Source organism: Sphingobacterium alkalisoli (genome assembly GCF_005049105.1).
In the GTDB taxonomy this organism is placed as follows: Bacteria; Bacteroidota; Bacteroidia; order Sphingobacteriales; family Sphingobacteriaceae; genus Sphingobacterium; species Sphingobacterium alkalisoli.
This window is the reverse complement of the sequence record NZ_SUKA01000004.1, coordinates 181,524-193,790: the sequence shown is the minus strand read 5'-3', so window position 1 is coordinate 193,790 and position 12,267 is coordinate 181,524. Positions and strand designations below refer to the sequence as shown.

Sequence of the window (12,267 nt, the reverse complement as noted above, 5' to 3'; positions counted from 1 at the left end):
CGGGGCAGCTAGTGTTGCCATTTACCACGAAGGTTTTAGCTGATATGAGTGATTTTGATTATAAGGAAGAATTAAAAAGAATACCTCACAGACCGGGGGTTTATCAATATTTTGATAAAGATGATGAGTTGATCTACGTGGGTAAAGCGAAAGATCTACGGAATCGTGTGGGTTCTTATTTTGTCAACGAAAGGCAGCTCAATTCGAAGACACGAGTTCTTGTGCGCAAAATCCAACGTATCGCATTTACTATTGTAGATACAGAAATCGATGCGTGGCTTTTGGAAAACAATCTGATCAAAAAGCATAAACCTCGGTATAACGTCATGTTGAAAGACGACAAGACCTATCCGTGGATTGTGATAAAAAATGAACATTTCCCCCGAATTTATTGGACACGTAAATATATTAAAGATGGCTCCCGATATTTTGGGCCATATGCTTCTGTGGGTATGATGCATATTGTATTGGATACGATAAGAGAGTTGTTTCCATTGCGCACGTGTAACCTTAATTTAGCGCCCCAAAATATTGCAAAAGGCAAGTATAAAGTGTGTCTGGAATATCAGATCGGCAACTGTAAAGGGCCATGCGAAGGATTTCAGGAAGAAGAAGATTATGATCAAAATTTAAGTGATATAAAGGATATTCTGAATGGTAAAATCTCGGTGGTCACGAATCGTTTGAAGACTCAGCTTAACGATGCTATTGCTCACTTAAAGTTTGAGGTTGCATACAACCTGAAAGCTAAATTGGATAAACTCGGTAATTACCAAAGCAAATCTACCGTAGTGAGCGCCTCCATTTCTAATGTGGACGTATTTAGTATCGCTTCGGATGAAAGCTATGCTTTTGTGAACTTTTTAAAAGTAATGAATGGCGTCGTCATCCAAACCCAGACCTTAGAAATGAAGAAGCGATTGGATGAAAGTGATGCAGAACTGCTCACCCTTGCTATTCCGGAAATACGTAGCCGTTTTAAGAGTGTGTCGCAAGAGATCATTGTGCCCTTTGATTTGGAGATCGAGAGTGTTTCCGAATATATCAAATTCACGGTTCCTAAGGCAGGTGATAAATTTAAGCTCTTAGAGCTTTCGCTGAAAAATGTTGCCTATTTTAAAAAGGAACGGTTGACACAGTACGAGCGTCTGAATCCCGAATTGAAGACGGAGCGCATCCTTCTTCAGATGCAGAAGGACTTAAGACTGAATGTACTTCCCCGACATATCGAATGTTTTGATAACTCTAATATTCAAGGTAGTTTTCCGGTATCGGCGATTGTGGTATTCAAAGATGCAAAACCTTCTAAAAAGGACTACCGGCATTTTAATGTGAAGACCGTTGAGGGACCGGATGATTATGCGACGATGGAAGAGGCTGTATACAGGAGATATAAGCGTATCTTGGATGAAGAACAATCTCTACCCCAATTAATTATAATAGATGGTGGAAAAGGGCAATTAAGCGCAGCCTTGAAGAGCTTACGCTTGCTGGGCATCGAAAGACAAGTGACGGTAATAGGTATTGCCAAACGATTGGAAGAGTTGTTTTATCCTGGAGATCAGTATCCGCTTTATTTGGATAAAAAATCGGAGACACTGCGCATCATTCAACATCTTCGCGACGAGGCGCATCGATTTGGAATCACTTTTCATCGAAATCAGCGAAGCCGCAAAACATTTGTCTCGGAATTGGATAATATTCCCGGAATTGGGAAGACGACAGTAGAGCGTTTGCTGAAAACGTTTAAATCTGTAAAACGTATAAAGGAGCAATCAGACGAAGAACTAAAAAATGTGTTGAATCAAAAGCAATTAATAGCTCTTCGCGCTTACTTTTCGGAAAACTAAAGAAGCGGATTCTCTTTTAATCGTCGTAACCGAAACTTTTTAGATAATTTTTCTTGGATCTCCAATCGGGAATTACTTTCACAAATAATTCGAGAAAGACTTTTCTACCTATGAATTCCTCCATATCCTGACGCGCATAAGTGCCCACCTTTTTTATCATTGCACCCGCTTTCCCAATAATAATGTTCTTTTGAGAATCACGTTCTACAATGATTTCAGCTGCTATTCGTGTAATTTTAGCTTCCTCTTTATAAGAAGTTACAATAACCTCTGTGCTGTAAGGGATTTCTTTGTCATAAAGCTTGAACACCTTCTCGCGGATCATTTCAGAAACGAAAAAACGCATTGATTTGTCTGTTAATTCGTCCTTTTCGTAATAAGGGGCATGTTCAGGAAGATTTTCCTTAATATACTCCATGATACCATTAACGCCGTGATCAAGCAAGGCAGATATGGCAAAAATAGCATGCGGATTTAGTTTCTCCTTCCAGAATTCTATCTTGGCCATGACATCCTCTTCCGAGGATTTATCTATTTTATTGATTAAAACGGCAACGGGTGAGGTTGTTTTTTGAAGTCTTTCTATGACATCATTCTCATCGTATTTTTCGTTTATATCGGTCACAAAAAGAATAATATCGGCATCAATCAGCGAACCCTGTACAAAATTCATCATCGATTCCTGTAATGAATAATTAGGTTTGATGACTCCGGGAGTATCAGAAAATACAATTTGGTAATCAACGTCATTAACAATCCCAATAATTCGGTGGCGTGTTGTTTGAGCTTTGGGAGTAATAATGGACATCTTTTCCCCTACTAATGAGTTCATTAGCGTAGATTTTCCGGCATTTGGTTTACCTACAATACTTACGAATCCTGCTTTATGCGACATTTTTCAATCTTTATTTGGATTACAAAGAAACAAATAATATCTTTGTACTCCAATTAAGGAGAGCAATATCTTGCGTTTTTGACCAAAAGAACGCATTTAATATATAAAATATATTGCGGGGTGGAGCAGTTGGTAGCTCGTCGGGCTCATAACCCGAAGGTCATTGGTTCGAGTCCAATCCCCGCTACTTTAAAAACGCTAAGGCAATGCTTAGCGTCAAGAAATTAAAAATACATTGCGGGATGGAGCAGTTGGTAGCTCGTCGGGCTCATAACCCGAAGGTCATTGGTTCGAGTCCAATTCCCGCTACTAACGAGCTAAGTGAAAGCTTAGCTCGAAAAAAATAAAAATACATTGCGGGGTGGAGCAGTTGGTAGCTCGTCGGGCTCATAACCCGAAGGCCATTGGTTCGAGTCCAATCCCCGCTACTTGGTTAAAGCCCCAATCTTTAGGTTGGGGCTTTTTTCTTGCCAAACCTAGCGGTGCTTTTTCACACATTACACTCCCATCGATTTTTACATGTTATAAAAGGTTGTTTATGCAAACGTTTGTGTATTTTACGCAAACGATTTCGTTTAACATGGTGTTTTTGATTAGGTTACTTTGGGTTAACTTGGCGGAGTTAGACTACAGAATTCTACTAGTTTATAGAAACCTTAAAAGTAATTTTATGATAAAGAGATTTACAAGTCCTTTTTTGATTAGCACAAGTTTTCGGTTAGCTGCAGCCTTAATGATCGGAGTCGGGATTCCCACGGCCTTCGTATTTGGAAGCGAATCGATAACTTATGGTGCATTTTATCAGCAAACGGTAACCGGTCGTGTTATTTCATCCACCGGGCCTGTTTCAGGAGTCACGGTGACTATCAAAGAGAACCCTTCCTTATCGACTTTAACAGATGATCAGGGAAATTTTTCCATACAAGCAAGCAATGGGCACACGCTGGTGTTTACAGCAGTTGGATTTACAACGCTTGAGAAGGCGGTAACAGGAAATGTACTGGACATTGTCTTAACCGAAAGCGATCAAACGCTGGAGGAGATCGTCGTCGTAGGATACGGGGTGCAGAGAAAAGAGAGTCTGACAGGAGCCATGCAAGTGGTGAAAGGTGACGAACTTCGCGACATTACAACTCCATCCGTAGAGAACATGTTAAATGGTAAAGTTTCCGGTGCTTTTGTTGCTCCTGGATCTGGTCGTCCGGGTTCAGGAGGCGCGGTGGTGATTCGCGGACAAGCCACGTTAGGCGGGACAACAAGCCCATTGTGGGTTATCGACGGAGTTATTGTCGGTTCTGGAGCCGGAGATTTAAACCCTGATGATATTGAGACGATGAACGTATTGAAGGATGCCGCATCAACAGCAATTTATGGTTCGCAGGGAGCGAATGGCGTGGTAGTTGTTACAACGAAAAGGGCGAAAGCCGGGGTGACGACCGTTAACTTGTCGACCCGAATGGGTTTTAATCAACTGACTAACGGAAATCTTCAGGTGATGAATGGACAAGAGTTGTATGATTATTACACCTCCTTTGCTAATGCCAGCACTATTTCGTTTCCACGTTGGAATGCTGATTTACGTAATAGCAATTTCGATTGGTGGGACTTAGCAACAAAAAGTGGTTTTGTTCAAAATCATAATGTATCTATTTCCAGTGGTACTGAAAAATTACGTTCTTACTTATCTGTAGGTATGTACGACGAGAAGGGAGCTGTGAAAGGTTACGATTATAGAAGGTACAATGTACGCCTTAATCAGGAGTATAAACCGTTTGCGTGGTTGACCATAAAGCCATCGGTAGTCGGTTCCCGTCGTGGGGTCGAAAACCGTGAATACTCGGTAACCTCTATGTATTCTAACCTTCCGTGGGATAGTCCATTTGATGCTAATGGGAATTTAGAACCTCATCGATCAAGCAACTGGGTGAATAGCGCAAGTACCAACTACTTGTACGACTTGCAATGGGACCATTCAGCAAACACGAATTATGAATTGATGGGTAATCTGGATTTCGTGGTTGATTTGACCGATTGGTTATCTTTTTCTTCCGTGAACAACTACCGTTATATAAACTACGCTGCAAGTGGTTATACTGACCCGCGGTCGAACGGTGGGTTAAGTGTAAATGGTCGTATCACGGATTACCGTTCTGAGGTAGCAAGGCGCTATACCAATCAAATGTTAACGGTAAATAAAACCTGGGGTAAACACACATTGTATGCCGTAGGAGGCTATGAGTTTAACGATTATTGGTCTAAAAGTTTGGACGTTTACGGTACAGGATTTGTGCCGGGCTTCGAGGTGTTAGACGTAGTGTCCAAACCTGAACGTACACGAGGTGGTATTAATGAATGGGCTGTTCAGTCACTTCTGTCGAAAGCAAACTATACCTATGATAGTCGCTATCTGGTCGAAGCCTCTTTGCGTAGAGATGGTGCTTCTAACTTTGGCGACAATGCGAAATATGGTAACTTCTTCTCTGTCAGTGGAGGTTGGAATATCAATAATGAAAGCTGGTTTAATGCCACTTGGGTTGATGCGTTAAAACTACGTGTTTCGTATGGTTCTACAGGTAACAGACCAAGTTCATTGTATCCGCAGTACGATTTGTATTCCGTTTCTGCCACTAGCAGTTATGATGGAGAACCAGGAGCTTTGATTACCAGAATCGGAAATAAAGACCTCACCTGGGAAAAGACCATGACCACTGGTATCGGTGTCGATGCTGCATTTTTGAACAACCGTATCCGTACGGCCTTCGATTTTTATAATAAAAATACCGGAAATATTCTATACAATGTTCCAATTAGTCTGATGACCGGTGTTGGTAGCATCTATCGAAATATCGGTGAGATGAACAACAAGGGTATAGAATTAACTATTGGAGGTGATATCATTCGAACGAGTGATTGGTTGTGGAGTCTGGATGTAAACATGGGACATAATGTGAATCAACTGACCGATTTATTCCCAACAAGAAATGCAGACGGTAGCTATTCGGTTAAACCCGTGTTTATTGGAGACGGTTCGAATATAGCGGGCTCTGCACAATATGTATTAGAACCTGGTAGACCCGTAGATACCTACTATTTGAAGGAATGGGCGGGTGTAAATTCGGAAACAGGAGCGCCGATGTGGTATGTAGTAACAAGAGACGCGGAGGGTAATGAAACTGCTCGTGAAACAACTACTGATTATTCCAAAGGAACAATAGAAAAATTAGGAAAGTCGTCTCCTAGGTTGTTTGGTGGTTTCTCTACAGCGTTGCAATACAAGCAATTTGATTTGGGGGCTACGTTTGGTTATTCCATAGGCGGAAATTTTTATAATTATTCCCGTCAGGAATATGATTCAGATGGTACTTACACCGATAGAAACCAAATGAAACTAATGCCAGGATGGAACCGTTGGGAAAAACCTGGTGACAACGCTACGCATCCAATTGCGAAATATAATAACCAGGATAAGGGTAATCAGGTGTCCTCGCGTTATATTGAGAAAAATGATTTCCTACGTTTGCGCTCGCTGACTTTGGGATACAATCTTAAATTGAATCAATACGGGATGAAAAACGTACGCGTATTTTTCGCAGGAGAAAACTTGTTTGTTATTACTAACTACTCGGGCGTAGATCCTGAGCTTCCAGCTAACGACGGTTCGGTATTGTCATCGACTGGCCCAGGGGTGTACCCCGCTACGCGTAAGTATATGGTAGGTTTAAATGTTTCATTTTAAAAAGAAGAAAACGACATGAAAAAGATATTAATAGCATTATTGGCTTCCGCTACCCTTGCTTCCTGTGATCTGGAACGCTTGCCTTACGGGGATATGGATTCAGATGGTATAACAAATGATCCGGAGGCGTCCTTAGAATCTTTAGTTAATGGAGCGTATGCACAATTAAAGGCTTGGTCCGATCCGATGCATCGCGCAGGTGAATATGCTGGTGATAATATGATGATCCGCGGTTCGTCTACGGATGCTTTTTATGAATTTATTTCATTTGCCCGCACGCCAAATAATGGTCGCTTAAGCCAGTTTTGGGACAATGGTTATAAGGCAATTGCACAGTCGTCCAACATTATCAAGATGGTTGAAGAGGGACAAAGTGCTGAAATTGATAGTAAATTAGGCGAGTGTTACTATATCCGCGGGTTGATGTATTTTTATTTGGTACGCACTTACGGACGTCCGTATTATCAGAACCCAGAAACAAACCTAGGAGTACCCATCGTGAATGGTACTCCCGATAACGTACTTGACATGACGCTTCCGGACCGTTCAACGGTGAAAGAAACCTATGAACAGATTGTTTCGGATTTGAAGAAGGCAGAAGAATTGATAACAGAGGGTGATAACCCTATTAAGGCTACTAAAGGAGCTGCACAAGCTATGTTGTCTCGTGTGTATTTATATATGAGCGGCACTTATGAGTCGCCAAATGCAGAATATGCGCAATTAGCGGTGGATTATGCGGATAAAGTGATTGGATCGGATAATTACGCTCTGCTGCCACGAGAGCAATTTATGAAGTACAATACGCTAACGCCAGAGAGCAATCCGGAAACTATTTTTGCTGTAAAGCGTGTAGCTGCGGAGTTCTCGGGATATGATCATTATTATGGCATTGGTGGAATGTATGCTAATATTGGCGGACAAGGTTGGGGTGAAATGTATGCAAGTGCAAAATATATAGATTTATTAAATGAAACAGGGCGAAACGATTGGCGTCCAGATAAGTATAAAATGGTAGATGCGCGTGCTGCTTTTATTGAACCTACTTACTCTAAAAATAGTACAGGGGCCTATACAGAGGTATTTCGTTTTATCAAACAAGACGGTGCAAATGTGTTGAACTATGTGCAGGCCACTATTACACGAAACGGAAACACCATCACGTGTAAAGATGGAGATGATACGTATACGTTAACCCCTTTAGATGTTGTACAGGAAATCTACACCATTCAATACAAAGACGGCAATATGTATACTGGTGTTATCGATAACTTTATTACGCTGAATCGTGTTTATCCTCAGTTTTATATTATCAAATGCTCACGTGAAGGGGAGGATACCCACTTGCATTCGCCCGTTATAAGTCGTTTGGGTGAGGTCTATCTGAACCGTGCAGAAGCCTATGCCAAGCTCGGGAACTATGGTGCTGCATTAGATGATCTAAACGAAATCCGGACACGATCTATTGTAAACGGTGGATACAGTTCGTTAGATGCCTCTAATGCCAGCGCACGGATTGACAAAGAACGTCAATTAGAACTGGCTTACCAGGCCGAGCGTAGCTACGATGTATTCCGTAACGGAAAGTCATTGAGCCGACAATATCCTGGCCCACATGCGCAATTTGAAACTATTGATCCTACGGATTTTCGAGTGATATTTTATATTCCACAGAGCGCAATAAATTCTTACCCAGGGCCGTTGACTCAAAACCCAACGAGCTAAGAACTTCATTTCACAAAAGAGATTCTTTCTTGGTGATTTTTAAAAAGGCTTTGCGATATCGCAAAGCCTTTGCGTTCTTACCAAACCACCTTCCTTAACTTATGCATGACGGTGCCCCGCGTGCAACTTGAATGTACAGTGATCTCGCATTCTCCTTGTAATGTGCGCTCAAAAGTGGGGTTAAAGCGAACTCCGTGCGAATTTGGATTTCATTTCCTGGCCTTTCGGTCTCTATGAATAAATAATCGTAAATCTCTTATTTATCCGTAACTTTGTAACCTTGGTAAAAAAAGCATAATTTAGAGTTGCCGTGAGGTAACGTTTTTTAATAAATATAATATGGCAAATATAGTTGCAATCGTTGGACGTCCGAACGTTGGTAAATCCACACTCTATAATAGATTGACCGAAAGTCGTAAAGCGATCGTAGATGATTTTAGTGGCGTTACGCGCGACAGACATTATGGCGAAGCTGAATGGATCGGTAAAAGATTTACGGTAATAGACACGGGTGGCTTTGTTCACGGGTCGGACGATATATTTGAAGCTGCAATTCGCGAGCAGGTTCACATTGCAATTGAGGAAGCGTCAGTAATCCTTTTTATGGTAGATGTCACAACAGGGATCACTGACTTGGACGATGACATAGCGAACGTTCTACGTCGCAGTAAAAAGCCGGTATATGTTGTCGCAAATAAAGTAGATCATGCGAAACTACACCACGCATCTGCAGAATTTTATGCATTCGGACTAGGCGAAATCTTTAATATCTCTTCGGCTACCGGGTCGGGTACAGGAGAATTGTTGGATCAGGTAGTTTCTCATTTCGAAATACTTGAAGAAGAAGAGGACACCTTGCCAAAGATTACCATTGCAGGTAGACCCAATGTCGGTAAATCTTCATTGACAAATGCCTTGTTGGGTAAAGATCGTAATATCGTAACACCAATAGCAGGTACCACACGGGATGCAATACGAATACATTATAATCAATTTGGGAATGAATTCCTTCTAATTGATACCGCGGGTCTTCGGCGGAAGACAAAAGTTACTGAAAACATTGAGTTTTATTCGGTAATGCGTACCATCAAAGCAATTGAAGATGCAGATGTCGTGGCTTTGATGATCGATGCAAATGATGGATTGGAAGCGCAAGATATCAATATATTTCATTTGGCAGAAAAGAATAAAAAAGGTGTCGTTATCCTAGTCAACAAATGGGATATGGTAGAGAAAGATCACAAGACGGCCAAGGAATTCGAAGCACGTATACGTGAGAAAATAGCACCTTTTAATGACGTACCCATTTTGTTTACATCGGTAACGGAAAAGCAACGTATTTTCAAAGCAGTGGAGACAATTATGGAGGTGTATCAGAATAAAACAAAGAAAATCCCTACTTCTAAGTTGAACGACGTGATGTTGCAGGTGATCGAAAATTATCCTCCTCCGGCCACAAAAGGTAAATACATCAAAGTAAAATACGTAACGCAGATTCCGGGTAGATCCCCTATGTTTGCTTTTTTCTGTAACCTACCACAGTATATCAAAGATCCTTACAAACGTTTTGTCGAAAATAAATTAAGAGAGAACTTTGACTTTTCCGGAGTTCCTATTCAAGTGTTTTTTAGACAAAAATAAATAGCCGTATCATCCTATGCAGCACAATTTAGTTTTATACAATACCCTCACACGTAAGAAAGAAAAGTTTGAGCCCATTCATCCGAATATGGTCGGAATGTATGTATGTGGGCCTACAGTTTATAGCGATGTACATTTGGGAAATTGTAGAACATTTGTATCATTTGATTTAATATTTCGTTATTTGTTACATCTAGGTTACAAGGTGCGCTACGTGCGTAATATAACAGATGCAGGGCACTTAGAAGGTGACAATGATGAAGGCGATGATAAATTTGCGAAAAAAGCCAAATTGGAACAATTGGAACCCATGGAAATTGTTCAGAAGTATACAATAGGCTTTCACGATGTGTTGCGTTTATTCAATACCATTCCGCCGAGTATAGAGCCTACCGCGACAGGACATATATCCGAGCAAATCGAAATGATCAAACAGATTATGGCGAATGGGTACGCTTATGAGGTAAATGGTACCGTATATTTTGATGTACAGAAATACATCGAACAGTATAATTATACGATTTTAACCAACAGGAATCTGGAGGACTTATTAAACAATACCAGAGAGCTTGGTGGTCAGGACGAGAAAAAAGGCAGATTAGATTTTGCACTCTGGATAAAAGCTAAGCCTGAGCATATTATGCGATGGCCTTCGCCATGGAGTGTAGGATTTCCGGGATGGCATATCGAATGTTCGGCAATGAGTCGTAAATATTTAGGTGATCAGTTTGATATACATGGCGGCGGTATGGACCTTGCAGCTACACATCATACCAATGAGATCGCACAGTCTCAGGCATGTAATCATGCCGATCCGGCTAAATACTGGATGCATACCAATATGTTAACGGTGAATGGTGCGCGGATGTCTAAGTCGGCAGGTAATGGCTTCTTGCCGCATGAATTGTTTACGGGCAAGCATGCGCTGCTACAAAGAGGCTATTCGCCTATGGCGGTTCGTTTTTTTATGTTGCAGGCACATTATAGAAGTACGTTGGATTTCTCAAACGAGGCATTGGATGCTGCCGACAAAGGCTATAAGCGCCTAATGGCCGCTATCAGCCTGCTGGATAAGATTAATCCTACTGCAGTTTCTTCGATCCAACACGATATCGCAGGTATCAAAGCAAATTGCTATGCTGCAATGGACGATGATTTTAATAGTCCGATTCTCATTGCGGAGCTTTTTGAAATGGTAAGGGTAATCAATTCAGTGTATGATGGCAAACAAACGATAGACGAAACTACGTTGGCTGATATAAAAGAATTGATGCAACATTTCGTTTGTGATATTATGGGACTGCAAGATGATCATGTAGGAGGAGATGGAGACAGTGTTGATAACCTAATGAATGTTATCATTAAGTTGCGCAATGAATCAAAAAAAAATAAAGATTTTACGACGTCGGATCGTATTCGCGAAGAACTGACAGCTATTGGAATTCAACTAAAAGATAGCAAGGAAGGAACACTTTGGAATAAGATTTGATAGTTCAGTTTTAAAAAAATATGAATTTTAATTTCTTGTTTAGTACCGTTCTTTTTATCGGCCTCATGTCCTCCACAGCATTGTATGGGCAACTTCCTGATAAAGTAGGCGGACTTATAACGGCAGATAAAAATGCCGCCGCAATATCAAAGATGCAAAACCCCCATGCGGCATTCATGTCAATAATCGATAAAGAGTCTATTTTTTATGTGCCATCTGCAGTTAATGCATTTAATTATTTGAGTAATCGACCTAATATTCCTGATGTGATGACATGGGAACCTAATTTTGCAATTGTCTCCCGAAGTTTAGACTGGGGGTTGACTTCTGGAAAAATGGAATTCCAAAAAGTAGGGGCTGTTAAACGACATGGACAATATTTGACCGTTTGGAAAAGAGGAAAAAAGGGTGATTGGAAAGTAGCAGTACGTGCTGAGGTAGAGAATTATGGGGAAAAGGCGTCCAGCGATTTAATCTATTTCGAGCCAGACGATTCTTGGTATTTAAAGCACCGGTCTCAAGTTCGGTTGAAGCAACGGGAAGATATCGTTTTTCAGACAGATGAACTGTTCTCGACTATTTTAAAAGCGAATAACGAAACAGCTTATAAAGAGTTTCTAGCGGATGACGTTCGTTTCTATTACCCTTGGCAGGAAGAAATTGAAAGTAAAAGCAATGTACTTTCTTTTTTAAAAAAGCAACGGTATGAGATTGTAACAGAGCCTACGGAAGTAGGCCGGGCTTATAGTGGTGAGTTTGCATTTACTTCAGGTACGGCAACTGTTCACTCCAAAGATAAAGCAACCAAATTCAATTACATCCGTGTCTGGCAATTGAAAGACGACTATCAGTGGCGCGTGATTATTGAAATGCTATTCGAGCGGTAGTATAAAAAGTAATTGGTAAAATAATAAAAGGGGTATAATGATTT

The 12,267-nt window shown here is 40.9% G+C and carries 7 protein-coding genes and 3 tRNA genes; 9 read left to right on the top strand and 1 reads right to left on the bottom strand.

The window, feature by feature from the left end; genetic code table 11:
* Nucleotides 1-44 precede the first annotated feature (44 nt).
* A complete protein-coding gene (gene uvrC / locus FAZ19_RS14035; RefSeq protein ID WP_136821668.1) occupies nucleotides 45-1,850 on the top strand; it encodes an excinuclease ABC subunit UvrC in 1,806 nt (601 codons plus the stop codon).
* 16 nt (nucleotides 1,851-1,866) lie between these two features.
* On the opposite strand, the gene era is transcribed toward uvrC, so the two are convergent.
* A complete protein-coding gene (era, locus tag FAZ19_RS14030; protein ID WP_136821379.1) occupies nucleotides 1,867-2,745 on the bottom strand; it encodes a GTPase Era in 879 nt (292 codons plus the stop codon).
* Nucleotides 2,746-2,859: 114 nt separating this feature from the next.
* Here era and FAZ19_RS14025 point away from each other — a divergent pair.
* From FAZ19_RS14025 to FAZ19_RS13990, 8 genes are all read left to right on the top strand, one after another.
* Nucleotides 2,860-2,932 (top strand) — tRNA-Met (locus FAZ19_RS14025).
* 49 nt (nucleotides 2,933-2,981) lie between these two features.
* A tRNA-Met gene (locus tag FAZ19_RS14020) sits at nucleotides 2,982-3,054 on the top strand.
* A gap of 46 nt (nucleotides 3,055-3,100) precedes the next feature.
* Nucleotides 3,101-3,173: transfer RNA gene (locus FAZ19_RS14015), tRNA-Met, on the top strand.
* Between the two features lie 242 nt (nucleotides 3,174-3,415).
* On the top strand, nucleotides 3,416-6,481 hold the full coding sequence (locus FAZ19_RS14010) for a SusC/RagA family TonB-linked outer membrane protein (RefSeq protein WP_136821378.1): 3,066 nt from the start codon (nucleotides 3,416-3,418) through the stop codon (nucleotides 6,479-6,481).
* A gap of 15 nt (nucleotides 6,482-6,496) precedes the next feature.
* Nucleotides 6,497-8,206 (top strand): RagB/SusD family nutrient uptake outer membrane protein, encoded by a 1,710-nt coding sequence (locus FAZ19_RS14005; protein WP_136821377.1) that lies wholly within the window; start codon nucleotides 6,497-6,499, stop codon nucleotides 8,204-8,206.
* Nucleotides 8,207-8,545: 339 nt separating this feature from the next.
* Nucleotides 8,546-9,847, top strand: coding sequence for a ribosome biogenesis GTPase Der (gene der / locus FAZ19_RS14000; RefSeq protein ID WP_136821376.1), 1,302 nt, complete (start codon nucleotides 8,546-8,548; stop codon nucleotides 9,845-9,847).
* A 16-nt stretch (nucleotides 9,848-9,863) separates the two neighbouring features.
* Nucleotides 9,864-11,336, top strand: coding sequence for a cysteine--tRNA ligase (cysS, locus tag FAZ19_RS13995; protein ID WP_136821375.1), 1,473 nt, complete (start codon nucleotides 9,864-9,866; stop codon nucleotides 11,334-11,336).
* A 20-nt stretch (nucleotides 11,337-11,356) separates the two neighbouring features.
* Nucleotides 11,357-12,223: a DUF4440 domain-containing protein gene (locus tag FAZ19_RS13990; protein WP_136821374.1), complete on the top strand. Its 867-nt coding sequence runs from the start codon at nucleotides 11,357-11,359 to the stop codon at nucleotides 12,221-12,223.
* Nucleotides 12,224-12,267 lie beyond the last annotated feature (44 nt).

Excerpts from the sequence above, each read along its gene's own strand:
- uvrC (WP_136821668.1), top strand. The coding sequence starts at position 45 with ATGAGTGATTTTGATTATAAGGAAGAATTAAAAAGAATACCTCACAGA.
- era (WP_136821379.1), bottom strand. The coding sequence starts at position 2,745 with ATGTCGCATAAAGCAGGATTCGTAAGTATTGTAGGTAAACCAAATGCC.
- FAZ19_RS14010 (WP_136821378.1), top strand. The coding sequence starts at position 3,416 with ATGATAAAGAGATTTACAAGTCCTTTTTTGATTAGCACAAGTTTTCGG.
- FAZ19_RS14005 (WP_136821377.1), top strand. The coding sequence starts at position 6,497 with ATGAAAAAGATATTAATAGCATTATTGGCTTCCGCTACCCTTGCTTCC.
- der (WP_136821376.1), top strand. The coding sequence starts at position 8,546 with ATGGCAAATATAGTTGCAATCGTTGGACGTCCGAACGTTGGTAAATCC.
- cysS (WP_136821375.1), top strand. The coding sequence starts at position 9,864 with ATGCAGCACAATTTAGTTTTATACAATACCCTCACACGTAAGAAAGAA.
- FAZ19_RS13990 (WP_136821374.1), top strand. The coding sequence starts at position 11,357 with ATGAATTTTAATTTCTTGTTTAGTACCGTTCTTTTTATCGGCCTCATG.